General features: G+C 67.9%; 24 protein-coding genes. 8 read left to right on the top strand and 16 right to left on the bottom strand.

The features are described from left to right. Positions 1-25: 25 nt before the first annotated feature. A complete protein-coding gene (locus FB478_RS17395; protein WP_018771733.1) occupies positions 26-868 on the bottom strand; it encodes an IclR family transcriptional regulator in 843 nt (280 codons plus the stop codon). A gap of 334 nt (positions 869-1202) precedes the next feature. Here FB478_RS17395 and FB478_RS17390 point away from each other — a divergent pair, with 334 nt between their 5' ends. Both FB478_RS17390 and FB478_RS17385 read left to right on the top strand, forming a co-directional pair. Continuing rightward, positions 1203-2690 carry an amino acid permease gene (locus tag FB478_RS17390; RefSeq protein WP_186447830.1) on the top strand — a complete coding sequence of 496 codons (1488 nt, stop codon included), beginning with the start codon at positions 1203-1205 and terminating at the stop codon, positions 2688-2690. A 48-nt stretch (positions 2691-2738) separates the two neighbouring features. After that, the gene (locus tag FB478_RS17385) at positions 2739-3374 is read left to right on the top strand and encodes a LysE family translocator (protein ID WP_144601198.1); all 636 of its coding nucleotides are present in this window, start codon (positions 2739-2741) and stop codon (positions 3372-3374) included. Between the two features lie 144 nt (positions 3375-3518). Here the strand turns inward: FB478_RS17385 and FB478_RS17380 are convergent, their stop codons facing one another. Beyond that, the gene (locus FB478_RS17380) at positions 3519-4382 is read right to left on the bottom strand and encodes an SDR family oxidoreductase (RefSeq protein ID WP_018772207.1); all 864 of its coding nucleotides are present in this window, start codon (positions 4380-4382) and stop codon (positions 3519-3521) included. Positions 4383-4521: 139 nt separating this feature from the next. On the opposite strand from FB478_RS17380, the gene FB478_RS17375 reads away from it, so the two are divergent. Further along, entirely contained in the window at positions 4522-4908 is a 387-nt protein-coding gene (locus FB478_RS17375; RefSeq protein WP_018772206.1) for a helix-turn-helix domain-containing protein, read from the top strand. Between the two features lie 166 nt (positions 4909-5074). After that, positions 5075-5341, top strand: coding sequence for a hypothetical protein (locus FB478_RS17370; protein ID WP_018772205.1), 267 nt, complete (start codon positions 5075-5077; stop codon positions 5339-5341). Positions 5342-5363: 22 nt separating this feature from the next. Here FB478_RS17370 and FB478_RS17365 read toward each other — a convergent pair whose 3' ends face one another. Both FB478_RS17365 and FB478_RS17360 read right to left on the bottom strand, forming a co-directional pair. Beyond that, positions 5364-6113 (bottom strand): 3-hydroxybutyrate dehydrogenase, encoded by a 750-nt coding sequence (locus FB478_RS17365; RefSeq protein WP_018772204.1) that lies wholly within the window; start codon positions 6111-6113, stop codon positions 5364-5366. A 63-nt stretch (positions 6114-6176) separates the two neighbouring features. Further along, a complete protein-coding gene (locus FB478_RS17360; RefSeq protein ID WP_018772203.1) occupies positions 6177-7556 on the bottom strand; it encodes an MFS transporter in 1380 nt (459 codons plus the stop codon). A 127-nt stretch (positions 7557-7683) separates the two neighbouring features. Between FB478_RS17360 and FB478_RS17355 the strand changes: the two genes are divergently transcribed. Continuing rightward, complete coding sequence (locus FB478_RS17355) at positions 7684-8580, top strand: LysR family transcriptional regulator (RefSeq protein WP_018772202.1); 897 nt, start codon at positions 7684-7686, stop codon at positions 8578-8580. On the opposite strand, the gene FB478_RS17350 is transcribed toward FB478_RS17355, so the two are convergent. The 11 genes from FB478_RS17350 to FB478_RS17300 all read right to left on the bottom strand — a co-directional run bounded on the left by FB478_RS17350 (position 8577) and on the right by FB478_RS17300 (position 20580). After that, positions 8577-9488: a spermidine synthase gene (locus FB478_RS17350; RefSeq protein WP_018772201.1), complete on the bottom strand. Its 912-nt coding sequence runs from the start codon at positions 9486-9488 to the stop codon at positions 8577-8579. The genes FB478_RS17355 and FB478_RS17350 overlap by 4 nt on opposite strands. A 32-nt stretch (positions 9489-9520) precedes the next feature. Then, a complete protein-coding gene (gene rfaE2, locus FB478_RS17345; RefSeq protein ID WP_144601197.1) occupies positions 9521-11053 on the bottom strand; it encodes a D-glycero-beta-D-manno-heptose 1-phosphate adenylyltransferase in 1533 nt (510 codons plus the stop codon). After that, positions 11050-12510: an aldehyde dehydrogenase gene (locus FB478_RS17340; RefSeq protein WP_144601196.1), complete on the bottom strand. Its 1461-nt coding sequence runs from the start codon at positions 12508-12510 to the stop codon at positions 11050-11052. Before FB478_RS17340 ends, rfaE2 (FB478_RS17345) begins: the two co-directional genes overlap by 4 nt. Before the next feature lie 95 nt (positions 12511-12605). Continuing rightward, positions 12606-13322: an SDR family oxidoreductase gene (locus tag FB478_RS17335; RefSeq protein ID WP_142069206.1), complete on the bottom strand. Its 717-nt coding sequence runs from the start codon at positions 13320-13322 to the stop codon at positions 12606-12608. A gap of 44 nt (positions 13323-13366) precedes the next feature. Next, positions 13367-14782: a D-glycero-beta-D-manno-heptose 1-phosphate adenylyltransferase gene (gene rfaE2 / locus FB478_RS17330; protein ID WP_144601195.1), complete on the bottom strand. Its 1416-nt coding sequence runs from the start codon at positions 14780-14782 to the stop codon at positions 13367-13369. After that, positions 14779-15489, bottom strand: a complete 711-nt coding sequence (locus tag FB478_RS17325; RefSeq protein WP_134165211.1) for an SIS domain-containing protein — start codon at positions 15487-15489, stop codon at positions 14779-14781. The genes rfaE2 (FB478_RS17330) and FB478_RS17325 overlap by 4 nt, the downstream gene beginning before the upstream one ends. Continuing rightward, positions 15486-16751, bottom strand: coding sequence for a glycosyltransferase (locus tag FB478_RS17320; protein ID WP_018772195.1), 1266 nt, complete (start codon positions 16749-16751; stop codon positions 15486-15488). Before FB478_RS17320 ends, FB478_RS17325 begins: the two co-directional genes overlap by 4 nt. Continuing rightward, the gene (locus FB478_RS17315) at positions 16748-17782 is read right to left on the bottom strand and encodes a glycosyltransferase (protein WP_144601194.1); all 1035 of its coding nucleotides are present in this window, start codon (positions 17780-17782) and stop codon (positions 16748-16750) included. The genes FB478_RS17320 and FB478_RS17315 overlap by 4 nt, the downstream gene beginning before the upstream one ends. Then, complete coding sequence (locus FB478_RS17310; RefSeq protein WP_018772193.1) at positions 17779-18867, bottom strand: glycosyltransferase family 9 protein; 1089 nt, start codon at positions 18865-18867, stop codon at positions 17779-17781. Before FB478_RS17310 ends, FB478_RS17315 begins: the two co-directional genes overlap by 4 nt. Then, complete coding sequence (locus tag FB478_RS17305; protein WP_018772192.1) at positions 18867-19403, bottom strand: HAD-IIIA family hydrolase; 537 nt, start codon at positions 19401-19403, stop codon at positions 18867-18869. The genes FB478_RS17310 and FB478_RS17305 overlap by 1 nt, the downstream gene beginning before the upstream one ends. Positions 19404-19632: 229 nt before the next feature. After that, on the bottom strand, positions 19633-20580 hold the full coding sequence (locus FB478_RS17300) for a sigma-70 family RNA polymerase sigma factor (protein ID WP_144601193.1): 948 nt from the start codon (positions 20578-20580) through the stop codon (positions 19633-19635). Positions 20581-20731: 151 nt separating this feature from the next. Here FB478_RS17300 and FB478_RS17295 point away from each other — a divergent pair, with 151 nt between their 5' ends. Then, entirely contained in the window at positions 20732-21772 is a 1041-nt protein-coding gene (locus tag FB478_RS17295) for an NAD-dependent epimerase/dehydratase family protein (protein WP_056392297.1), read from the top strand. A gap of 56 nt (positions 21773-21828) precedes the next feature. Here the strand turns inward: FB478_RS17295 and FB478_RS17290 are convergent, their stop codons facing one another. Further along, on the bottom strand, positions 21829-22545 hold the full coding sequence (locus tag FB478_RS17290) for a hypothetical protein (protein ID WP_144601192.1): 717 nt from the start codon (positions 22543-22545) through the stop codon (positions 21829-21831). 187 nt (positions 22546-22732) lie between these two features. Between FB478_RS17290 and FB478_RS17285 the strand changes: the two genes are divergently transcribed. Together FB478_RS17285 and FB478_RS17280 are read left to right on the top strand one after the other, a co-directional pair. Beyond that, complete coding sequence (locus FB478_RS17285) at positions 22733-23722, top strand: hypothetical protein (RefSeq protein WP_134165217.1); 990 nt, start codon at positions 22733-22735, stop codon at positions 23720-23722. Next, positions 23722-23981 (top strand): phage holin family protein (locus FB478_RS17280; RefSeq protein ID WP_186447829.1); only part of this gene is annotated, 260 nt, incomplete at its 3' end. The genes FB478_RS17285 and FB478_RS17280, both read left to right, overlap by 1 nt.

Here is a 23981-nt window from a genome sequence, read left to right as displayed (position 1 = left end):
AGCGCCGTCAGTTGTTTGGCTGCGCTCATTTGACCGGGCGGCCGTGGATGCGGACCGAGAGTTCGTCGGCTACTTTCTGCACCCGGGCCGCCAGTACCGGCCACTCGTCAGCAGGCAGTTTGTCCTCCAGGAAGGTGACCGCGACGGCCGCGGTAGGCCACCCCAAATGGTCGGTGACCGCGGCGGCAATGGAGCCGAAGCCAGGGGTCACCTCGCCGTGTTCGGTGGCGTAGCCCCGCTGGCGGACCTGGTCCAGGTGCGAGGACAGGGCGGAGTACTTCATGATGGCCCCCTCCACCTCGTGCCGCGCAGTGAAGGCAGCAGCGTTGGGGTACAGGGCGCGCACCTGGGATTTGGGCAGGGCGGCAAGGATGGCCCGGCCGCTGGCAGTGAGGTGGCTGGGAAGCCTGACACCGACGTCGGTGACCAGGGACGGGCGGTTCTTGGCCCGCTCCTCCACGATGTACAGGACGTCGCGGCCGTGCAGGACGGCGAGGTGGGCGCTCTCGCCAATCGCGTCCACCAGCGAGGCAAGCAGTGGGCGGCCCAACCGGGACAGCGGCTCCTGGCGCGAGTACGCGGAGCTGAGCTCGAAAGCGCTGATGCCCAGCCCGTAGCGCTGTTCCTCGTGCAAATGGAGGACGAAGCCATTGGCCTCCATCACCCCCAGCAGGTGGTAGACGCTGGAGCGGGGCAGGTCCAGGCTGGACGCGATCTGCGACGCCGCCATGGGGCCACGCCGCGAAGCCAACAGCTTGAGGATGCGCAGGGTGTTTTCTGCGGCAGGAACTTTTGACGTTGCCTTGACGGATGCCCGGGGCGCCTGGTTCCCGGCGCCCCCTGTTTCGGCGCTTAGTGCAGTGCTCATCGGCTGGAAGGGTCTTTCTGGCTAGCTCTGTCCGGTATCCCGTACTTAAGCTTGCGCCCCTTGAGGTGGCACTGGAACCCCGTTCGGACTCACCGTGTCTGGAATACCGGACATTCGCTCCGTCGTACGCCTTATCGACACGCATATCCCTTTTCGCGCCCTGAATATCCGGCGCGAAAAGTAAGATGCGCAGCGCCAAATGATATCCGCAGCGAAAGGGCGCCGCGGACAGTCTGAAATGAAAGACAGCAACCCGCCGTGAGCCTCATCACGGTGCCTGCGAAAATGGTCTGCTGGTTAGCGGCTCCCCTCCCAATGACGAGAAGGTATTTGCATGCAACCAGCTCCAACCCCAACCCGGACCGAAACCGCGGCGGAAACGCACAAGCCAACTGCCGGCGTGGGGCATGTCCTCAACCGCGGGCTGAACGTCCGGCACATCCGCTTCATGGCGCTGGGCTCGGCGATCGGCACCGGCCTCTTCTATGGCTCAGCCTCCGCCATCCAGAAAGCCGGGCCGGCAGTTCTGCTGGCCTACATCATCGGCGGCGCAGCCGTGTTCATGGTGATGCGCGCCTTGGGCGAAATGGCCGTGCGGCACCCGGTATCGGGTTCCTTCAGCCAGTACGCGAGCCGGTACCTCGGCCCCCTCGCCGGCTTCGTGACCGGCTGGACGTACGTTTTCGAGATGGCCATCGTGGCGATCGCCGACGTCACGGCCTTCAGCATCTATATGGGCTTCTGGTTCCCGCAGGTGGACCGCTGGATCTGGATCCTGGCCGTCATCTGCTTCCTCGCCGCGCTGAACCTGCTCAGCGTCAAGGTCTTCGGAGAACTTGAGTTCTGGTTCTCGCTGATCAAGGTGGCGGCCATCATCGCCATGATCGCGGGCGGCGCTGCACTGATCGTGTTCGGCTTCCAGGGCGACGGCACTGCCGTGGCTCCGGGACTGGGCAACCTCGTTGACCATGGCGGATTGTTCCCCAACGGCTTCGAAGGCCTCCTGGCATCGTTCGCCGTGGTGATGTTCGCGTTCGGCGGCATCGAGACCCTGGGCATCACGGCCGGCGAGGCGGCTGACCCCAAAAAGGTCATCCCAAAGGCCGTGAACACTGTGCCCGTGCGCGTGCTGCTGTTCTACGTCCTCACGCTCGGAGTCCTGATGAGCCTCTTCCCGTGGGACCAGGTGGGCACCAGTGGCAGCCCGTTCGTGCAGATCTTCAGCGGCCTGGGCATCCCGGCGGCACCGCACATCCTGAACGCCGTGGTGATCACGGCCGCGCTTTCAGCCATCAACAGCGATATCTTCGGCGCCGGACGCATCCTTTTCGGGCTTTCCAGCCAGGGCCATGCACCGGCCGCCTTCGGCAAGGTCTCCCGGCACGGCGTCCCGTGGATGACCGTGGTCATGATGGCGGGAATCCTCCTGGTGGGAGTGGTCCTCAATGCCGTTATTCCGGAGGATGTGTTCCTGGTGATTGCCTCGATTGCCACCTTCGCCACCGTTTGGGTCTGGGTGATGATCCTCGCGTCCCATGTTGCAATGAAGCGGGAAATCGCCCGCGGGGGCCTGCCGGCGTCGGAATTCCCGTCGCCGTGGTGGCCCGCCGCCTCCGTCCTGACCATCGCTTTCATGGTGCTGGTGATCGCCATCCTGGGCGCGTTCGAGGACACCCGGATCGCCCTGTACGTGGGCGCGGCATGGCTGGGACTGCTGGTGATGGCCTACCGCCTGTGGATCAAGGGTGTCGGCCGACGCCGGGCCCACCTTGAGGACGAGACCTCGCCGCTGCCGGTGGTCGGGGCAGGCACGGGCAGCTAAGCCGGAAACAGCCGGCTGCGGACGCCCGTACCGGAGCTACAATCAGCCATGGTTCCAATGTCCAACCTGGTGGCATTCGCCCTGGCGTCCGTAATCCTGATCGCCGTCCCGGGCCCCAGCGTGCTGTTCGTCATTGGACGTTCCCTCGCGCTGGGGTGGCGCGGCGGCGTCCTTACCGTCCTGGGAAATGCCACGGGCCAGTTGGTCCAGGTCATCGCCGTGGCCCTTGGCGTGGGTGTGGTGGTGGCCGAGTCCGTGCTTCTTTTCAGCATCGTGAAGCTGGCAGGTGCCGCTTACCTGGTTTTCCTGGGGATCCGGACCATTGTCCGCCGGGGGCACGGTTCCCGGCGGCTTGCGCCGCCGCCGGCCTCCACTCCGTGGACGTTGGTGCGCCAGGGGGCGGTGGTGGGCGCCACGAACCCGAAGTCGGTGGTGTTCTTCGTGGCGATCCTGCCCCAGTTCGTGGACTACCCTGCCGGCAACATTCCGTTCCAGCTTGCACTGCTGGGTGCTGTCTTCCTGCTGATCGCGTTGGTCTCGGACAGCGTGTGGGCGATCGCGGCGGGGTGGGCGCGGCTGTGGTTCGTCCGCTCACCGCGGCGCGTCCCCGCGGTGGAGGCGGTCGGCGGGGCAATGATGATCGACCTCGGCGGAACGCTGGCCCTAACCGGATCCAAAACCTAGGACTCCACCTGCCCTGGCAGCAGTACTGAAGCAAGAAGTGCCCGGTCCCCGAACGGACCGGGCACTTCCATGTTCTGCTCTGTAAGACCGGCGCCTGTCAGGCCACTGCCCCGTCAGTCCAATGCCTCGTTTGGCCGGCGCTCCCTAGCCCGCAGCAGCGGCGGCCCGTACCGCCTGGCCGAGGGACGTCGTCGGGCGCCCGATCAGCCTGCGCAGGTCGCCGGTGCTGACCAGGAGATCGCCGCGCGCAATGCCCAGGTCCGAATCAGCCAGGATCCCGGCAAAAGCCTCGGGAACACCCACACCGGTGAGCAGGCCAACGTAATCCTCGGTGGGCAGGTTGTTGTAGCGGACGGGTTTTCCGGTGGCTGCAGTGATCTCGGACGCCAGGTCCGCCATGCTGAAGGCCTCGTCGCCGCCCAGCTCGTAGACCTTGCCGGCCTGGCCATCGGCCACCAGGACCGCTGCTGCGGCGTGGGCGTAGTCGGCCCGTGCGGCCCCGCTGACCTTGCCCTCTCCGGCACTGCCCGCGAGCGCTCCCTGGGCCAGGGTGCCCGGCAGCTGTTCCGTGTAGTTCTCCAGGTACCAGCCGTTGCGCAGCAGGACGAAGGGGACGCCGGATTCGCGCAGCAGCGCCTCCGTGGCCTTGTGCTCATCCGCCAGCAGCATGCCCGTGGTGTCCGCATTGGCGATGCTGGTGTAGGCCAGCAGCTCCACGCCTTCGGCCTTTGCGGCGTTGATCACGGTGCGGTGCTGTTCCACCCGCCGGCCCACTTCGCTGCCGGAAATCAGCAGCACCCGCCGGGCGCCCTTGAGTGCTTCGGCCACGGAACCAGGGTCGGCATAGTCCATGTGCTGCACGCGTACCCCGCGCGCGGAAAAGTCTGCGAGCTTCTCCACCGACCGGCCGGCGGCCACGATATCCGCGGCGGGTACGCCCCTCTCCAGGAGGGCTTCAAGAACGTGGCGGCCCAACTGTCCGGTGGCGCCTGTAACAACAATGCTCACGGTGGTTCCTTTCGGGAGTTTTTCTCTGTCAGAGGGCACAACCATGGCCAGTCGGCAGAACTTCCCAACAGAGAGTACGCACTTTGAAGTAAGGTACTAACCCAAAAGTTAGGTACCAGGCTTTGGGTAAGCTGAAGGCATGGAAACAGCACCTCACGCGTCGCCCCTCCCGCAGGCCTTTGCCGACGGCGTATTCCCCGCCGGGTGCCCCAGCCGGACCCTGCTGGACCACATCACCAGCAAATGGGGAGTCCTGATCCTGCTTTCCCTGTCCGAGGGTGAGCAGCGCTGGAGTGATTTGCGGCGGCGGGCCGAGGGAATCAGCGAGAAGATGCTGGCCCAGACATTGAAGACCCTGGAGCGTGATGGCCTGGTCAGCAGGAACGCCCAGCCGGTCATTCCGCCCCGCGTGGATTACAGCCTCACGGAGCGGGGCTACGAATTGAGCGCTCTCCTGGTGCCTTTGGTTGCGTGGGCATTCGACAACGCCGAGGACATCATCAACGGAGCCGGCCTGGGCAGGTAATGCCCCCTCAGAACTTGAGTACCTGTTACTGATGTTGCTGATGTGATTAGCGCCTAGCGTGGGCGTACGGTGGCGGCCGGAATGGGAGGACCATCCTCCGCTGGGAGCGTTCGGCCAACCAGCACCGTTAGCGGGCGGCAGGCTGCCGCCTGGAGGAGTTGGTCACATGGCCAGGGACGACTACGCACAGGATTTTTCCCGCCTGGGCCAGCCCGTCAGCGTGGGTGAAGCGCTGGGACAGGTCCTGGGACTGATGCTGGAGGCCTTCAGTCCGCGGTCCCCTTACCGGGTGGGTGACACCGTCATAGGCGACGACCCCTTCAGCGGCAGGCGCGAAGGGGTCGTCGTGTGGCGGGACCGGCGTTCGGTGGGGGTGAAGACGACCTACGGCGTCTTCTTCTTCGACCACCGGCTGGTCAAACCCCTGGAATAGGAGGCGCGGGGCCGGACGGGTGCTACCGCGCGGACCAGCCCCCATCCATGGTGTAGCTGGCGCCGGTGACCATTCCGGCGTCCGCGGAAGCCAGCCAGGCCACCAGGGACGCCACTTCTTCCGGCTCCACCAGGCGCTTGATGGCCGCCTCGGTGAGCATCACCTTGGCCAGGACCTCGGATTCGGGGATGCCGTGAACCTTGGCCTGGTCGGCGATCTGCGACTCCACCAGGGGCGTGCGCACGTAGCCGGGGTTGATGCAGTTGGACGTGACCCCGTGAGCCCCGCCTTCCAGCGCCGTCACCTTGCTCAGCCCTTCCAGGCCATGCTTGGCGGAAACGTAGGCGCTCTTGAACGGGGAGGCCCGGATCCCGTGCACCGACGAGAGGTTGATGATGCGGCCGAAGTTGTTCGCGTACATGTGTGGCAGCGCCGCCCGGATCAGCAGGAAGGGCGCCTCCAGCATGAGGGTGATGAGCCGGCGGAAATCTGCCGGCTCAAAGTCCTCGATGGGGCTGATGCGCTGGATACCGGCATTGTTCACCAGGATGTCGCAGTCCAGGCTGAGGGTGGCCAGGGCGTCAACGTCCAGCAGGTCCACGCCCCACGCGGTGCCGCCCACCTCATCGGCGAGCGTCGCCGCCGCGGCGGCGTCGACGTCGGCCACCACCACTTTCGCTCCCCGCGCGGCAAGTGCGCGCACGCACGCCGCCCCGATTCCGCTGGCACCGCCGGTGACCAGCGCCTTGCGTCCATTCAACGTGTCCTCCATTGCAGTTCTCCTTTTGTGCGCCTACGCGGTCCAGCGGGTTCCATCGGTCCAATCGTGGCCAGGTCAGCCGTGCGTGGGGCTGAGCAGTCCCTCGCGGGCGGCGTCTTCCTTGTCCACGTCTTCCAGGGCAATGCCCTTGGTTTCCTTCAGGCTCAGGACGGCCACGGTTGTGATGGCGCAGGCCACCACCAGGTAGATGGCGGTGGGCACCCATGAGCCGGTGTCCTTGAGCCACTGGGTGGCCAGCAGCGGCGCCAGGGAGCCGGCGAAGATGGACGTGACCTGGGAACCCAGGGAGGCTCCGGAGTACCGCATGCGGGTGGGGAACATCTCGGCCATGATGGCCGGCTGGCCGGCGTACATGAGGCCGTGCAGGCACAGTCCGATGGTCACCGCCAGGACAATCACCACGGCGTTCCGGGTGTCGAACATGGGGAAGGCGAAGAACGGCCAGGTGGCACCCAGGATGGCTCCGGCGAGGTAGACCGGCTTGCGGCCGATCCGGTCCGCCAGGCGGCCGTACTGCGGGATGATGGCGAAGTGGATGACGTGCGCGATCAGCAGTGCCAGCAGCAGTGATGACGTGTCGTACTTGTGCACGCTCTTGAGGTAGACAATCGCGAAGCTGACCACCAGGTAGTACATGATGTTCTCCGCGAACCGGAGGCCCATGGCCTGGAAGATGCCCTTGGGGTACTTGCGGACCACCTCGAACACGCCGTAGCTGACGGCCTGTTCCTTTTCCACCAGTTCCTTGGCTTCGAGGAAGATGGGGGATTCACTGACGTGGGTACGGATGTAGTAGCCCACGAAGACGATCACGGCCGAGAGCCAGAAGGCCACGCGCCAGCCCCAGCCAAGGAAAGCCTCGCTGCTGAGGGTGGTGGACATGATGTACAGCACCAGGGTGGCCAGCAGGTTGCCCACCGGGACGGCGGCCTGGGGCCAGCTGGACCAGAAGGCGCGGGTCTTGTTGGGGCTGTGTTCTGCCACGAGGAGGACTGCTCCGCCCCATTCGCCGCCCAGCGCGAAGCCCTGGATGAACCGCAGGGCCACCAGCAGTGCGGGGGCCAGGTACCCGATGTCGGCGAAGCCGGGGAGGCAGCCCATCAGGAACGTGGAGACGCCGATGATCACGATGGTGAGCTGCAGCGTGGGCTTGCGGCCCAGCTTGTCACCGATCTGGCCGAACACGATGCCGCCCAGCGGGCGTGCAATGAAGCCCACGGCGTAGGTGAGGAAGGCCTGGATGATCCCGTCGAGCTCGTTTCCGGTGGCGGGGAAGAAGTACTTGCCGAAGACCAGGGTGGCGGCGGTGGCGTAGAGGAAGAACTCGTACCACTCCACCACCGTCCCCACCATGGAGGCCGCGACGATCTTCTTCAGTCCTGATCCTTTGGGTGCATGCCCGGCCTCGTTGGCGGGGCGCTGCTCTACGCTCATGGTTTCTCCTAGTGTCCACATTGACACGCGCTGTGATCTCCAGCACAAGTGACTCAGATGAGTATTGCTGCACAAACCAGGCACTTCAATGCCCAAAGCGGCACGAAACATGTGCACAATTGCAGATATGAATGCGAACCCCGATGACCTGCTGGTCCTCCTGGCAGTGTCCCGCTCGGCCAGGTTCACGACGGCGGCCCAGGCCCTGGGCTTGAACCACACCACGGTGTCCCGCAGGATCGCCGCCCTTGAGAAAGCGCTCGGCGGCCGGGTATTGTCCCGGGCAGCAGGCGGCTGGGAACTGACGGAGCTCGGCGAACGGGCCGTGCGGGCAGCGGAACAGGTGGAAGCGGTGCTGGGCACGCTGGGACCGGCAGGCCAGGCACCCGACCCGATTACCGGCGTCGTACGCATGACCGCCACCGATGGCTTCAGCGCCTACATTGCAGCCCCAGCGGTGGCGCGCCTGCGCCGGGACCATCCGGGCCTCAGCGTGGAAGTGGTGACCATGACGCGCCGTGCCCTGCAGCAGCGGTCCGGCCTGGACATCGAGGTGGTGGTGGGCGAGCCGCAGGTGCACCGGGCGGAGGCCATCCGGCTGGGTGAATACCGGCTGGGAATGTACGCGTCCCGCGCCTACCTGGCGGAGCACGGGACACCGGCCACCGTGGCTGAACTCAACGGGCACCCGCTGGTGTATTTCGTGGATTCAATGCTGCAGGTGGATGACCTTGACGCGCCGCGGCGGCTGGTTCCGGCCATGCGCGACGGCCTCACCTCCACCAACGTGTTCGTGCACGTGGAGGCAACCCGGGCCGGGGCGGGGGTCGGGTTCCTGCCGTGCTTCATGGCGGACCTGCACGATGACCTGGTCCGGCTGCTGCCCGACGAGATCGGCGAACTGCTCCCCTACTGGCTGGTCCTGCGCCCGGATTCGCTGCGCCGGCCCGCGGTTGCCGCGGTGGTGCAGGCCCTCCGGGAACGGATGGCGGATTACCGCGAAGCGCTCCTGGGCCGGGCTTAGGCTTCCGGGGGCGCCGGCGGGTCGTGGCGGACTGCCGCTCCGGCGGCGAACGCCCGGACCTGGGCGTCGTCCCAGAGGTGGGCCGGGACGGCTCCGCCCAGGAGCCTGCGCCGCAGCTGTGGGTCGTCCACGATGGGCGAGTCGCTGCCGGCCATCACCATGTTTCCGTAGCGCCGGCCCTTCAGCATGGCGGGGTCGGCAATGATCACCGTGTGCCGGAAGGCTGCCGCAATGGTGGCCGCGTCCTCCCGCGCATTCCGGAGGTCGGGGGCATCGCCGGAGTTGGCCACGTACAGGCCGCCCGGGGCCAGGACCCGTTTGACGTGCGCATTGAATTCGGCGGTGGTCAGCGGGCGCGGGGTGTGGGCGCCGGCGAAGACGTCGCGGATGATGAAGTCCCGGGTGCCGGCCGTCAGGGTCTCCGTCACGGCGCGGGCCTCCCCTACCCGGATCCGGAGCAAAGGCGCCTTGGGAAGGTCGAACCAGTTGCGGACATGCTCCGCGAGCTTGCCGTCCAGTTCCACCACCACCTGGCGGGCGTCCGGGTAGGCTGCGGCGAAGTAGCGGGCCATGGAGCAGGCGCCGCCGCCCAGGTGCAGCCCGCGCAGCTTTGCCGACGATGCGTCCGACGGCGGCCAGCGGGATTCAATGAGCGCCGCCATCCACCGCATGTACTCGAAGTCCAAAAACAGGGGATCGGCGAGGTCGATGTGCGAGCTCATGACCCCGTTGATCTTCAGGAGCCAGCCCGTGGAGTTGTCCTGGTCCGCCACCAGCTCGCAGTCACCGGTATCGATGTAGTAGACACCCTCCACCGGACCACTCTGGCGGGAGCCCGCAGGCACCTCCACCACGCCTGCAACCGCACGGATGCTGTTCCGGCCCCCTGACCTTCCGCGTTTTGCCATTACCCGTGCCACGCTTCAGTCATGCTTCAACCTTAGTTGGTAGGCACTGCGCCTTCACCGTCGCGGATCCGTTTCACCACGGCGGTGGTGGACCGTTCAGCCACGTAATCAAGAATGGCGATCCGGCCGCCGTACTCTTCCACCGCCGGGGTCTCCTCCAGCATTTCCGGCGTGTAGTCCCCGCCCTTGGCATAGACTTCGGGCCGGAGCCGGCGGATCAGCGGGGTGGCCGTGGGGGTATCGAACACTGTCACATAGTCCACGCAGCTCAGGGCCGCCACCACGGCTGCACGGTCCGCCATGGTGTTGATGGGCCTGCCGGGGCCCTTGAGCCGGCGCACCGAATCATCACTGTTCAGTGCCACCACCAGGATGTCGCCCAGCTGTTTCGCCTGGTTGAGGTACCTGGTGTGGCCGCTGTGCAGCACATCGAAGCAGCCGTTGGTCAGCACGATCCGCTGGCCCTGGGCGCGGTGTATTTCCATCTGCCGTTCCAGTTCGTCCGCACTCAGGGCGGTATCGGCGAAGGCCTCCAGGTACCGGCTGAGCTGGGCGGTGCTGCACACAGACGTGCCGGGCTGGTGGACCACCACGTCGGCGGCCGACTGGGCCAGGTCCAGGCTGGCGGTCAGCGGCAGCCCGGCGGCACGGGCAAGCGTCAGGGCCGCCACGAAGGTGTCCCCTGCCCCGGATGCCTGCTTCTCCGCGGCGGGCCGGGCCCACGTCCGGTGCCGCACGCCGTCGGGCATCAACAGCACGGTTCCGTCCCGGTCCAGGGTGACCACCACGGCCCGGGCGCCGGTTGCCTGAAGCAGGGCCGCGGACTCCGCGGACACCGCCTCCACCCGCGCCTGCCCTTCCGGCAGTTTCCGGTCCAGGAGCCGGGCGGTTTCCTGCGCGTTCGGGGTCACCAGGTCGGGCTGCAGGGCAGCCCAGGGGCGCGGATCATGGGCGTCGACCACCACAAGCGGACGGTTTTCGCCGGCGGTGTCAGGTCCCAGGACGCGCGCCAGTTCCGTGCGGACAGGGTCCGCCACCACGCCGGTCCCGTAGTCGCACACCAGCACGGCGTCCTGGCGTTCGACGGCGGCACTCACCGAGGCGGCGAGCGCGGCCAGGGCGTCGGCCGGGACAGCGCCGCCCGAGTCGTCGAGGCGCAGCATCACCTGGCCGCCGCTGCTGATCCGGATCTTGGTGGTGGTGACCATGTCCGGGTGGGTGTGCAGGTGCCGGACGTCGATGCCGGCGGCGGCAAGCTGCGCACGGAGGTCCTCGCCGGCGTCGTCCGAGCCGATGATTCCGGCTACCGAGACCTTTGCTCCCAGGGCGGCCAGGTTCATGGCGGTGTTGGCCGCGCCGCCCGGGACCGATTCGCGGGACTGGATGTCCACCACGGGGGCGGGCGCTTCCCGGCAGAGCCGTTCGATGCTGCCGCTCCACCAGCCGTCGAGCATCACGTCGCCGATGACCAGGATGGAGGGTTGTTCCGCGGCGAGCCGGCCGGGGAGCCAGTCGGACAGTGCCCGCTGGGTGGACAGGTCGATGGATTCCGGGGACGCGTTCACGGCAGGTCCCGGTCGTCAGTGTTGATGATGGTATCCGGGCCGTCGCCGGAACCGGCCGCCGGCGGGGCCGCGATGTGCACCACCTTGACCTGGCTGAACTCGTCCAGGAGCTCTGGCCCGTAGCCGAACCCGGCCCCGCTCTCGCCGCGCGGCTGGGCTGCTCCGCCGGGGGCGCCGCCGAACACCTCGTTGACCTTCACCGTTCCCACGGGCAGCGCAGCCACCGCCTGCTGGATGTGCGCGATGTTGCTGCTTAGGACGGTGGCCGCCAATCCATACCTGCCGCTGCACGCCAGGCGCAAGCCGTCGTCGAACGTGTCCACCACCTGCACCGGAGCCACGGGGCCGAACGTTTCCTCCGCCATCACCTGCATGCTTTCGGTGCAGCCGAGCAGGACGGTGGCCGGGTAGAAGGAACCCGGGCCGGCCGGGAGGGCACCGCCCTCCACCGCGCGGGCGCCCTGGGCCAGGGCCTCGGCGACGTGGGCGTGGACGGCGTCGCGCATCCGCAGGTCCACCAGCGGCGCCACGCTGCCGCTGCTGTTCCGGAGCGCTGCCTCGGCCTCCAGGGCCTTGCAGAACTCGGCGGCAATGTCCCTATGGACGTAGATCCGTTCCACGGAGGTGCAGATCTGGCCGCTGTTGCTGAAGGCTCCGATGGCTGCCTGCTGGGCAGCCCACCCGGGATCCACGTCGCGGTCCACCAGCAGGGGGTCGTTGCCACCGTTTTCCCTGATGACGTGGGCGCCGGTAAGGGCTCCGGCCTGGGCAATGCGGGCGCCTGAGGCGCTGGATCCCACGTGGGCTATGACGTCCACGGCGGCCTGCGACAGCGCCGCTCCCACCCCTGCGCCACCGGAGAGGGTCTGGAATACCCCGGCAGGGAAGGCCGGCGCCAGCACTTCGCCCAGCGCCTCCCCAAGCCGCGGGCACCGCTCGCTGGGTTTGTGGATGACCGTGTTGCCCGTGGCCAGCGCGGCGCCGATCAGCCCGCAGGCAACGGCAACCGGATCGTTCCAGGGGGTCAGCAGGACGGCCACGCCGCGCGGTTCGGCCAGCGTGTAGTCGGTGGCCAGCCGGTTGCCGCGGAGGCTGTGGCCACGGTGGACCGGGCCAAGTTCCGCATACTGCTCCAGGGTGGAAACCCCGGCGGCGATGCCGGCCAGGGCCTCATCCTCCGGCCGGCCGGTTTCGCTGGCGTTCAGCCCCGCGAGCTCCCGCGCGGCTGCATCAAGGGCTTTGGCGGCTGCCCGGAGCGCGGCGCCCCGTTCGGCCGGTGCGGTTGCGGCCCACGCTGCTGCACCGCTGCGGGCCAAACCCACGGCGTGGTTGATGGCCTCGGGCGCCGCTTCGGGCACCGTCCAAAGCACTTCACCGGTTCGCGGGTCCTGGATGGTGATGCCGGAGCCCTGGACTGTCTCATGGCCTGCGGATGTTTCGGTGGCTGTGGTGGGCATGGTGTTCCTCCCGCCTTTCCGTGCTGGATGTGTCGGTGCTGGATATGTCGCTTGTGCAAACTGCGGATGGCAGCGTAGTTGTGGCCGGCGGCGGCTTAGGGCCAGGAGCCCTCTTCCTCGTGGCAGATCAGCATCTCGCGCACCTCGCAGCCGGTGGGCTGGTTGAGTGCGAACAGGATGGCCTGCGCGGTGTTGGCGGGGTCGTTGAGCCGGGAGTCGTCCTGCGGCTTGTACTGCTCGGTGCGGTCGTCGAAGAACCGGGTCTTCATGCCGCCGGGGATCATGGTGGTGACGCCGATTTCGCCGCCGGTTTCCGCGGCCAGTGCGTGGCTGAACCCCACCACGCCGAACTTCGAGGCGCAGTACGCGGTGGCATCAGCCACGGCGCGCTTGCCCAGGGTGGATGCCACGGTCACTACGCGGCCGTGGGTTTCCTTGAGGTAGGGCAGGGCGGCGCGGACCACGGAAACGGTGCCCATCAGGTTGACGCCGATGACCTTTTCCCACTCGTTGGCTTCGACGTCGGCGAGCTTGCCGCAGCGGTCGATTCCGGCGGCGGTGACTACGGCGTCCAGGCCGCCCAGGGTTTCGGCGGCTTCCAGGACAGCCTTCTCCACGGCAGCGCGGTCAGCGACGTCCACTTCGAACGCCTTCACCCCGGAGACGCTGCTGATGTCGCGGTCCAGGACCACCGGGGTGCCACCTGAGCGGAGGACGGCGTCGACGACGGCGGCCCCCAGTCCGGAGGCACCTCCGGTGACCAGGACGCGGCCGGGGTTGGTGGATGCGGTTGCAGTTGGTTCTGCTGTCATGGTGTTCCTTTCAATGGGGAAAACAAGTCGATGGGCAGGGAGGTTCAGCTGACCTTGGCGAGTGCGTCCGCCAGGCCGGTGGTGGAGCGGGCCGGGTGGAAAGGGACGGTGAGGCAGCGGCCGCCCCAGCTTTCCACCAGGTCCGTCTCGGGCAGGCGGGCGCCCTTGTAGTCGCCGCCCTTGACCCAGATGTCCGGACGCAGACGGTCCAGGACGGCTTCCGGTGTGTCCTCGTCGAAGACCATCACGGCGTCCACGCATTCCATCGCCAGGAGCAGCTCGGCCCGGTCATGATGGCCGATGATGGGACGCTCCGGCCCCTTGAGCCGGCGCACCGAGTCGTCGGAGTTGAGGCACACGATCAGGCAGTCCCCCAGCTCCCGGGCTGCGGTGAGTGACCGGACGTGGCCGGCGTGGATCAGGTCGAAGCAGCCGCCGGTGGCAACCACTTTTCCGCCGTTTTCACGGACCGAACGGGCCAGGAGCAGTGGTTCGGTGGTACGCCGGCCGGGCGCCTGAGCCGGCCCGCGATGTCCGGGGGCGGCATCTTCCCCACCGGCATCGGGCAGGGCCGACACTCCTCCGGCGGCCAGGAAATCGGCGGCGTCATGGACCGCCAGGGCCGCCGCATCCGGCAGGTCGCGGCCGGCCAGGAGGTGCACCGCCAGGCTGGCTGCCAGCCGGTCGCCTGCCCCGCAGGGATCGCCGGCCTCCACCCTCGGCGCGGGAACGGAACGGGCGGCGGTACCGCCCCGCTGCAGCAGCACGGCCCCTTCCTCGCCTTTGGTCACCAGCACCGCCTGGCTGCGCCAGCGTTCCAGCAGGACCCCTGCCACGGCTGCGGCTGGGTCTGCGGAATCCGCCTGGGCGGAGCCCTTCCCCGGACCGGACTGCACCGCCTTGGTGGCCTCGGAGATATTCGGGGTCACCACGGTTACGCCTGGCACCGGATCGGGCCCCGAGGGATGCGGGTCCCAGATGACCGGCACCCTGTCCGCGAGCCGGGCCAGCACGTCGCGCAGCTGCGGGTTGGCTGCCAGTCCCCTGCCGTAGTCCGCCACGATCACCACGCCGGCTTTTTCCACGGCGCGGAGCATGGCGGGGCTGACCTCCGGGACCGGCGTCTTTTCACAGCCCTGGTCGAAGCGGACCACCGGATGGGAACCCGCCCGGACCCGGGTCTTGACGGGCGAGGGATAGCTGCTGCTGCCCGCGACGAGCCGCACGCCGGCCAGCTGCGCACGCAACTGGCTGCCGGCGTCGTCGTTGCCAAGGACCGTCACCAGCGTGACGGGCCAGCCGTCCTGGGCCAGCATGCGCGCCACCAGGCCTGCGCCGCCGGCGCGGCGGCGGACAGCCGAAACGTCCACCACGGGAACAGGGGCGTCCGGGCTGAGCCGGGTGGCCTCACCGGAAAGGTCGACGTCCAGCATCACGTCCCCCACGACGACGATCCTCATGGCCGGCCACCTCTGGGGAACCCTGGGACCACTGACGGGGTGTGCCGGGCAACCTCAAGGTCGAAGGCCCGGCACACGGCATGCAGGGCGATCAGGTGCCCTTCCTGGGCGTTGGCGTTCAGGGCGTCGATCATGACGGCCTGGTCGCAGACGTCCGCCAGCGGGTTGGGGCCGGAGCCGGTGAGCGCCCAGGTGGTCACGTTGAGCCGGGAGGCCGCTTCCGCGGCGCGCAGCAGGTTGGGGCTCTTGCCGCTGGTGGACAGCAGCATCAGCACGTCACCGGAGCGGCCATGCGCGCGGACCTGCCGGGAAAAGACTTCGTCGTACCCGTAGTCGTTGGCGATGGCGGTGACCGCCGATGACTCCGCGTGCAGGGAAATGGCGGAGAACGGGACCCGCTCGCTGTCGAACCGGCCCACCAGTTCGGCGGTGAGGTGTTGCGCCTCCGCGGCTGAGCCGCCGTTGCCCGCGGCCAGGAGCCGCTGGCCGCGCAGCAGGCGCTGTGCCAGCTCCACGCCCCAGGCAGCCAGCCGGCCCGACTGGCTGCGGAGCGAATCAAGCGCCGGAATGACGTTGTCCAGGTGGGTGCGGACGGCCTCGGCGCTGGCGGCATCCACGAACGTGGCGCCCGGGAGCACAGCGGGCAGGGCCGGTACTGCGGTCAGGGTACGGAGGTCTGCTTCACGCAGGGACGATTCAGCAGTCACAGGGCGGCTCCTTCCATCGGTACGATCCCGGCCGAAACGCTGGCCGGGGCACCGGCCATGGCCAGCTGGTATGCCTTTTCGGTTTCCGCTGCCACCCGGTCCCAGGAGTAACGGGTGCGCGCGCGCCGCTCCCCGGCCTGGCCGAGCTTCGTCCTGAGGGCGGGGTTTTCCAGCAGCAGTGACAGTGCCGAGGCAATGGCTTCAGGGTCCCGCGGCGGGACGTGCAGGCCGGTGGTGTGGTCAACCACCGTGTCCCGGAGGCCGCCAACCGCTGCTGCCACCACCGGAATGCCGCATGCCATGGCTTCCAGCGGCACGATGCCAAACGGTTCATACCAGGGTGCGCACACCACGGCATCGGCACTGCGGAAGATGCCGGGCATCTCCGCGCGGGACACCTGCCCCTGCAGGGTCACGTGTTCAGACACGCCCAGCCCGGCGGCGAGGTCCAGCAGGCGCCGGATTTCAGGGTCGGCGTGCATCACGTTCGTGTCGCCGCCCCCGCCCACGATCAGGAGTTCGACGTCGTCGAATCCCGCCGCCTTGAGGTACGGGAGCGCACGGATCACCAGGTCCACACCCTTGCGTGGCACCAGCCGCCCCACAGACAGGATCCGGTAGCGGCGCTTCCTGGCTGCCACCGGCCCCTCTGCAGAGAAGAAGCCCAGGTCCACGCCGCAGGGTGCAATGGAGATCTTGCCGGTGGCGATACCCATGGCCTTGAGCTCGAAAACTTCGTCTGAGCAGGTGGCGATGATCCGGTCGGCAGCTCGTCCCACGCCGGGTTCCAGCCAGCGGCGTGCCTCCGGGCTGGTGTCCTCCGCGCCCTGGTGCCTCCGCTTGACGGTGCCCAGCGCATGGAACGTTTGCAGCATGGGCACGCGGTATCCGGCATCGGGCCGCCTGGCCGCCTCCAGGGCTGCCAGGCCGGACATCCAGAAGTGGCCGTGCACCACATCCGGCGGCCGATGCCCCCAGTCCCTGGCCACGCCGTCCGCGAGGTCGCCCATGTAGGGCAGCAGCTGGTCCTTGGGCACGTGGCGGGCGGGCCCGGCGTCCACGTGGACCACTTCGAACCGGCGCCCCACCCGGACCCGTGCGGGAAGCTCCGTTGCGTCCCTGCGGGTGTAGACGGTGACGTGGTGGCCGCGCTTGGCAAGGGCCTCGGACAGCGCGGCAACGTGTACGTTCTGCCCGCCTGCATCCACCCCGCCCAGTGCCGCCAGCGGACTGGCGTGTTCAGAAATCATGGCGATCTTCATGGTGTCTTCCTCTCCCGCGCCGGAACGAGGATCCGCTCGTCCGGCCGCTCATTAACGGGGTGCCGCGGATGGTTCCGCAGATCCGCCAGGAGCTCATCCCAGCGGTCCTGGAACTTGCCCAGGCCGTAACGCTCGAGTGCCGCCTCCCGGGCGGCAACTCCCCGCCGTCGGGCTTCATCAGGATTGGCCACCAGCCGCACCGCGCAACGGAGCAGCTCGTCGACGTCGGCCGAGACCACGCCGGCTTCCTGCGGCACGGCACGTGGGGCCTCGGTGGTGGCAAGCACCACCACCGGCATGCCCAGGTGCATGGCTTCCAGGAGGGACAGCCCCAGCGAGGTCCAGCGCATGGGATGGACGTAGACCCGGCAGCGGGCAAGTTCCCGGTGCAGGTCCCGGGTCTTCAGGTCGCCCCGGGACGTCACGCGTGAAGCCTCGATTCCGGTGGCTGCCGCCAGGCCCTCTGTCTTCATGCCGAACACCTGCAGCGGCGCCACCGACGCGAAGGCCGGCAGCAGGTCGGTTCCTGTGACCCGGCCGCGGCGGACCGGTTCGTTGACCACTACCCCCAGTTCTGGCAGTTCACCGGTATAGAGCTGGCCAGGGTCCGGGATTCCGTGCTCGATCACCGTGGTGGGAGCGGAGCCGTTGTCCCAGGCCAGGCGGTTGAAGTGGGTGACGTGGACCACCGGGATGCTGGTTTGGTCCGCAAGCGGGTGGCTGGTGTTCGGGAAGTTGCCTTTGGGCGTGTTGTGCTCCACGAACACGGCCGGAAGGTCGACGCCGGGCATCCGGCCCAGGGTTCGGACCACCTCATCGATCTCTTCCGGGCGTTGGAGGACGACGGCGTCCACGGCGTCAGGGTGGAGCGTCGCCAGGTCCACCTCCCGCACTGATTCCGGCCAGTCCCTGCCGGCGCGGCCCAGGCCCCACGCGCCGCCTCCGGGCAGGACGGGAAGCAGGTACTCGTGGCGGCCGCGGACAAAGGCGTCCGTCCAGGAACCGTGGACATGCCAGAGCAGGATTCTCATCTGTTGCGGGCCTTTCTACGGGTGCTGACATGGGTGCTGAAGGAGCTCACTCCGCTGATCAGGCGTTCCACCGCTGCCACCACTTCCTCCGGCGATACGGAGTCGAGGCAGGGGTGGCCCGGGACGGGGCAAAGCCGGGCGCGGGACATACGGCAGGGTGCGTTCTGGTCCCCGAGGAGTTCCAGGGGCACGCCATAGGGCGCCCACCGGATGGCCGGGACCACAGGGGAAAACAGGCACGCCACGGGTGTGCCCACCGAAGCTGCCAGGTGGGCCGGTCCGGTGTTCCCGCTGACCACCGCATCGGCTCCGGCCATGACGGCGGCCATGGTGGGCAGGTCGGTGCGCCCGCCGAGGTCCACCGCAGAGGGGCCGGCCACCGTGGCGGTCAGCGACTCCTCGCCGGGTCCGCCGGTCACCACCACCCGGTACCCGGCACCCTGGAGGAGTTCGACGGCGGCGGCATGGTGCAGCGGGGGCCACGCCCTGGCGGGAACAGCGGCTCCGGGGTGGACCACAACGTACGGTTCGTCACCCACCAGGCCCGTCACGTCCGGACCGGACTTCACGCGCAGCTTCCCGTCATCGCCCGCGGGGAGCCGGAAACCTGCGGCCTCGGCAATGCCCAGTGCCCGCTCCGCCTCGGGCTGGTCTTCGGGGAAGTCCTCCCCCGGCTTGAGGCGGACATCCAGCAAGGAGCCGGCGTAGTCAGTGGAGGCGCCGGTGATGCGTTCCACTCCTGCCAGCCGCAGCAACAGGGCCAGCGGCAGCGGCGACTGATGGAAGGACGTGAGGATGACTGCTTCGGTGATCCGGGAATTGCGGACATACTCGATCAGCCGGTCGGCGTGCGGCCCGGTCATCCCGGGCGCCGGGTTCATAATCCAGGGACTGTCCCAGCTGTACACCTCAGCGGCGCCAGGGAGCATCGCGGCCGCAGCTTCACCCTGCCTGCCGCACAGCATCACCACGTGGTTGGTGCTGCCGCCGTACTGGGCACGGCCGTTGGCTACCGCCCGCACGGCCGGACCTGCCAGCAGGACATCGCCCATGCTGTCCAGCCGGGCCACCAGGACGCGCCCCATCAGGGCGTCCCCTGCAGCAGGCCGACGGCGGACGCCAGGTCGGAAGCAACCAGCCGCGCCGCAGCCACCTCCTCGGCACGGGTCACGGGGGTGGGAACCAGGACTCCGGTGGCGCCGGCCGCTTCGGCAGCACCGACGTCGGCGCCAATGTCCCCAATCAGGGCGGCCTCCGAGGCATGGATGCCAAGTTTGCGGCAGGCGCTGTGGACCATCCCCGGAGCGGGTTTCCGGCATGTACAGCCGTCCTGCTCCGCGTGGGGGCAGACTTCCCACACGTCAAAAGGTCCCAGCAGTTCTTCCACCCGGGCGTTGACTCTTGCCACGTCCCCGGCCGAGATCAGGCCGCGGGCAATGCCCGACTGGTTACTGATCACGCCGGTGGCGATACCCTCCGCCCGCAGGCTGTCCAGCACGGCCTTGGCGCCGGGCATTGGCCGTACTTTGCCGGGGTCCCCGTTGTAGGGCACATCGATCACCAAGGTTCCGTCCCGGTCGAACAGGACAGCGCGGAGCTTGGATCTTTCAGAGCTTCCCATGACCAAACAGTTCCCTCCTGCTGATGCTCCTAAACAGGGCCACGGCCTCTTTCAGCCGCAGGAGCGTGTTTCCTTTCGGCGGCTGAACAGGCAAGATAGGATGCCTGTTGCTGCAGGCACTCCCTCCGGGGCGCTTCGCAGCCCCTCCCGGCAGCCGGCGATGATGTGCTTCCGCGGCCGCCACCCGCCGTCGTCCGTTGACTGCGCGGGTCCGGTCGAAGGCCGGGCTTTACCTGGTCCCCGCACCGCCGAAGCGGCGGCCGGCGCCTGCGCCGGTGTGCCCGTTCCGGGCACGGCGGAAAGGCGCGGGGTGGTTGGCTGTCCGGCCTGCCGGCACAACCCGGGATGAGGTCCCGTTGCCGGCGGCATCCTCCGGCGCGCCGAACTGGGCGCCGGCCTCCAGGCGCCGCTGCAGTTCCACCAGCACCTTGGCCAAACGGCGGGACACCTGCATCTGGGACATCCCCAACCGCTTCCCCAGCTGCACCTGCGTCTCCTCACAGAAGTAGCGCCGGTACAAAAGCTCCCGGTCCGAGTCATCCAGGTCCTGCATGGCGTCCCGCAGGCAGGCGAGTTCCTCAAGCCGTTCCAGGGGCGTCTCGGGGCTTGCCAGGACGTCGCCGATGGACGGGGCATCCGAGTTGGGGTTCGCGGCGTCAAGGGAGTCCGGGTGCATGCTGCTGGATGCCGAGATGGCCTCCTGCACCTCAGCCGGGTCGCTTCCCAATTCGCTGGCCAGTTCGGCGACGCTGGGATTCCGGCCCAGGGATTGGGTCAGTTCCGGCTCTGCACGGAACAGCCGCGTCCTCAGGTCCTGGATGTGGCGTGGCGGGCGCACAACCCAGGTCCGGTCGCGGAGATACCTCTTGAGTTCGCCCGTGATGGTGGGCGCGGCGTAGGCCGGAAAGCTATCGCCCTTGGCCTGGTCAAAGCCGCGGGCCGCTTTGACCAGGCCAAGGTAGGCCACCTGGTTCAGGTCTGCCCGCTCCCGGCCGCGGGCCTCAAAACGGGCGGCCAAAGCCTCGGCGAGGTCCAGGTACCGGAGGACCAGTTCGTTTTCAAACGTTTCCCGCAGCCGTCCTGAGGTTGCGGGAGGAGTGGGTTGTTGTGCCGGTTCGGGCTGTTGGCAGCGGACAGGGGCAGCGTCCACGGCAAATGCGGCGAAGGATTCGGGCATGAGTGTTGGTTTCCCTCGGTCTGGTTCCGAAAGCCTGCGGCAAGACTTAGAAGCAGCAAATCATAAGGTTGCTTATAAAACAATGCTTCTCCGCTGTAGGCTCGTCCTGAAGGGCCCGCAACCAGTCCAAGCGTGCAAAGGAGTCGTTGGCATGCGCATTGCCATCACCGGGGCCAGCGGAAACGCGGGAACAGCACTGCTGCGCAACCTGCAGGGCCACGTCGCCCGAAAGCCCGGGAGCCTGCAGTTGGTTGGCATCAGCCGGAGGGTGCCTGACACGTCCCGGGACCCCTACGGCGGCGTGCAGTGGCACAGCCTGGACGTGGGCCTGGAACAGGACAGGCCGCTGCTCGAGAAGGCGCTCGAAGGGGTTGATTCCGTCGTCCACCTGGCGTGGCAGATCCAGCCGAACCGCGATTTGCCCCTCCTGCACCGCACCAATGTCACAGGCACCAGGAATGTCCTCGACGCTGCCGGAAAGATGGGCGTCAAACAGGTTGTCTGCGCCTCGTCCGTCGGCGCCTACAGCAAGGCGGACAAAGACCGGCGCAGGGACGAGTCCTGGCCCGCCACCGGGATGGCCGGATCGCATTACAGCCGCCACAAAGCCGAGCAGGAAAAGCTCCTTGACCAGTTCGCCGCCGCTGAACCGGAGATTTCAGTCGCCAGGCTGCGGCCGGCCCTCATCTTTCAGGGAAACGCAGGGAGTGAAATTGGCAGGTACTTCCTGGGAAGGGTTCTTTCGCAGCTCGTACCCCGCAAACCCTGGGTTCCATTGCTGCCGGTCCCGGACAACCTGGTCTTCCAGGCCGTGCACGCGGACGACGTGGCAGAGGCCTACTGGCGGGTGGTGGACCAGCGGGCCAGCGGAGCCTTCAACATCGCCGCCGAGCCGGTTTTGACCCCGCAGGAACTGGGCCGCATCCTGGGCGCCAAGAGGATCCTCCCCATCCCCATGCGGCTGCTTCACGCCGTGGTGGACTTGACGTGGCGGGCACGTATCCAGCCCACGGATTCCGGGTGGGTGGAGATGGCGGCGGGCGCGCCCATCATGGACACCAGCCGCGCACAACGGATCCTGGGGTGGGAACCACGGGTGTCATCAATAGACGCCGTCAAGGAAGTCCTCGCGGGCATGGGAACGGGGGAAGGCGTTGGCCCTTCCCCCGCTCTCAAGCCGCGGCGGCCCTAGCGCTTAAGACCCCGGGCTCAACCACTGCGGCCGCCGCCTGCGGCCGCTTGCGGGCCTTAGATACGCGGGTTTTCCCTGCCGCGCGCATCACGTCCCGTGGGGGTGTCTGGATTTTCCGAACTAGTTGGATTTTCCGAAGTGCCCGTATTTCCCGGGGTGCCAGTCTCATCGCGATGACGCCTCCGCTCGGATTCGGCGCCAGTCATGCCCACCGGCATATCCGACTCGTTTCCGCCGTCAATCGTGCCGCGGCTGCCGCGGCCGTCATGTGGCAGGTCGGCATGTCGGCCCTCCACGTATCCCGCGTCCCCGCCCGTAGCCCGGCCGGCACCAGCGTCGGCAGGTCCACGCCCGTCATGGCCGGCATTCCCGTATTCCGCCTGGCGGCCGTCTGGGCCCGCCGCCTGGTCCCGCCGGCCATCCCGGCCGACGTCGGGATCGAGCTCGTCCGCCTTCCGGGTGTGGCTGGCTACGTCGCCGCGCAGGGCCTGCGCCTCATGGGCCCGCTGCTCGGCTTCCTGCCGAAGGCGCGCCGCGTCGACCTGTGCCTGTTCGGCGTCGGCGCGTGCCCGAGTGGCCTTGGCTTCCCTCTCGCGGGCGTCGATTTCCATGTTCTCGGCTTCACGCCGGATCTCTGCCGCCTTTTCCCGGTGCTCCTGGTCCCGCTTCTGCTGGAGGGCCTTCCGGCGCTTTCCGCCGGCCAAAAGGAGCACCACGATCAGTGCAATGACAACGATGGCAACTATCACCCAAACCCATGGAGCTGTATCCATGTTTCCCACCACTTTCCACTTCGTTGTGACCGGGCAGGCCCTCGCCATTCCGGCTGACATTTTTGGAACGGTTATAACTCGCTTAGCAAGGGTACTTACTTTTTATTAGTAACCATGCTTATCATTTTACGGCCAGTATTGCTGGTTCTTGATCAACAACCGGCCTTCTTGGAAAGAGAGAGCGAAGATGACAGAGAACCAATGGCCCGAGGACCCCGCTTACACGACTCCTCCGGGCAGCACAGGAATCCCCGGTGAACGGGAGGCCACCACCTTCCCGTCAACCGCCAGCCCATACGCGGGCGAGGCCGGAACCGGCTACCCCACCACCGGTGACACCTCTGCGTCCTCGCGCAAAGACGCTGCCAAGGAAGAAGCAGCCGATGTGGCCCGGACCGCTGCCGGATCCGCCCAGAATGTAGCGGAGACCGCCAAGGGCGAGGCCGCGAATGTGGCCCACGAGGCCAAGCTCAATGCCCAGGACCTGCTTCACCAGGCCAAGTCGGGCCTGACCACCCAGGCCGGTACGCAGCAGCAGAAGGCCGCCGAGGGCATCCGCAACATTTCCAGCCAACTGCACAGCATGGCCAGCGCCCCGGACCAGCAGGGCATGGCCAGCGACCTTGTCCGGCAGGCAGCCGAGCGGACCTCCTCCATCGCGTCCTGGCTGGAGAACCGGGAACCCGGCGACCTCCTGACCGAGGTCCAGCGGTACGCCCGCAACAATCCCGGCACGTTCCTGCTCCTCGCCGCCGGTGCCGGTGTCCTTGCCGGACGCCTCACCCGCGGCCTCACCGCAGGCGCGCCAGACACTTCATCCACTTCTGCCGGCACCAGGACATCCGGCCTGTCCGGCCAGTACTCCGGCACCCCCTACGGTGGCCAGTACAACCAGACAACCCCCGTTGCCGGCGGGACCGTTCCTCCGCCTCCGGTCCAGCTCCCCGGCCCGGCCACCACTACGGCCGGTTACGACGGCGGCGCCCCCGGCAGCAGCTATCCGGAGGCAGCGGGGCCGGCCAGCGGCCTGGACAGCCCGCAGCTGGTGGAAGAACCGTGGTCCGGTAACCAGCTCTCGGACGATCCGCTGCGTGACCGCGCACTCGCCGACGATCCCATGGCAAACGACCCCCTCACGCAGGACCGCACCCGGGGCGGCCAGACGGGTGGCCTGTAATGAGTAGCCAGATTCCGGAAATGCCGCCGAGTGCGGCGCATGTGAAAGCGGACAACGCGTCCCTGGGCGAGCTGCTGGGCGACGTAACCCGGGACCTGTCCACCCTGATGCGCCAGGAAGTAGAACTGGCCAAGGCCGAACTCAAACAATCCACCTCCCGCGCAGGGAAAGGCGCCGGCATGCTCGCCGGCGCCGGCGTCGGCGGACACTTCGTCCTGCTCTTCCTCTCCCTGGCCCTGATGTGGGCCCTGGGCGCCAT

This window comes from Arthrobacter sp. AG367 (genome assembly GCF_007828995.1).
Lineage (GTDB): Bacteria > Actinomycetota > Actinomycetes > Actinomycetales > Micrococcaceae > Arthrobacter.
This window is presented reverse-complemented; position numbering and strand designations above follow the sequence as displayed.

Excerpts from the sequence above, each read along its gene's own strand:
- FB478_RS17395 (WP_018771733.1), bottom strand. The coding sequence starts at position 868 with ATGAGCACTGCACTAAGCGCCGAAACAGGGGGCGCCGGGAACCAGGCG.
- FB478_RS17390 (WP_186447830.1), top strand. The coding sequence starts at position 1,203 with ATGCAACCAGCTCCAACCCCAACCCGGACCGAAACCGCGGCGGAAACG.
- FB478_RS17385 (WP_144601198.1), top strand. The coding sequence starts at position 2,739 with ATGGTTCCAATGTCCAACCTGGTGGCATTCGCCCTGGCGTCCGTAATC.
- FB478_RS17375 (WP_018772206.1), top strand. The coding sequence starts at position 4,522 with ATGGAAACAGCACCTCACGCGTCGCCCCTCCCGCAGGCCTTTGCCGAC.
- FB478_RS17370 (WP_018772205.1), top strand. The coding sequence starts at position 5,075 with ATGGCCAGGGACGACTACGCACAGGATTTTTCCCGCCTGGGCCAGCCC.
- FB478_RS17365 (WP_018772204.1), bottom strand. The coding sequence starts at position 6,113 with ATGGAGGACACGTTGAATGGACGCAAGGCGCTGGTCACCGGCGGTGCC.
- FB478_RS17360 (WP_018772203.1), bottom strand. The coding sequence starts at position 7,556 with ATGAGCGTAGAGCAGCGCCCCGCCAACGAGGCCGGGCATGCACCCAAA.
- FB478_RS17355 (WP_018772202.1), top strand. The coding sequence starts at position 7,684 with ATGAATGCGAACCCCGATGACCTGCTGGTCCTCCTGGCAGTGTCCCGC.
- FB478_RS17350 (WP_018772201.1), bottom strand. The coding sequence starts at position 9,488 with ATGGCAAAACGCGGAAGGTCAGGGGGCCGGAACAGCATCCGTGCGGTT.
- FB478_RS17340 (WP_144601196.1), bottom strand. The coding sequence starts at position 12,510 with ATGCCCACCACAGCCACCGAAACATCCGCAGGCCATGAGACAGTCCAG.
- FB478_RS17335 (WP_142069206.1), bottom strand. The coding sequence starts at position 13,322 with ATGACAGCAGAACCAACTGCAACCGCATCCACCAACCCCGGCCGCGTC.
- rfaE2 (WP_144601195.1), bottom strand. The coding sequence starts at position 14,782 with ATGAGGATCGTCGTCGTGGGGGACGTGATGCTGGACGTCGACCTTTCC.
- FB478_RS17320 (WP_018772195.1), bottom strand. The coding sequence starts at position 16,751 with ATGAAGATCGCCATGATTTCTGAACACGCCAGTCCGCTGGCGGCACTG.
- FB478_RS17315 (WP_144601194.1), bottom strand. The coding sequence starts at position 17,782 with ATGAGAATCCTGCTCTGGCATGTCCACGGTTCCTGGACGGACGCCTTT.
- FB478_RS17310 (WP_018772193.1), bottom strand. The coding sequence starts at position 18,867 with ATGGGGCGCGTCCTGGTGGCCCGGCTGGACAGCATGGGCGATGTCCTG.
- FB478_RS17305 (WP_018772192.1), bottom strand. The coding sequence starts at position 19,403 with ATGGGAAGCTCTGAAAGATCCAAGCTCCGCGCTGTCCTGTTCGACCGG.
- FB478_RS17300 (WP_144601193.1), bottom strand. The coding sequence starts at position 20,580 with ATGCCCGAATCCTTCGCCGCATTTGCCGTGGACGCTGCCCCTGTCCGC.
- FB478_RS17295 (WP_056392297.1), top strand. The coding sequence starts at position 20,732 with ATGCGCATTGCCATCACCGGGGCCAGCGGAAACGCGGGAACAGCACTG.
- FB478_RS17290 (WP_144601192.1), bottom strand. The coding sequence starts at position 22,545 with ATGGATACAGCTCCATGGGTTTGGGTGATAGTTGCCATCGTTGTCATT.
- FB478_RS17285 (WP_134165217.1), top strand. The coding sequence starts at position 22,733 with ATGACAGAGAACCAATGGCCCGAGGACCCCGCTTACACGACTCCTCCG.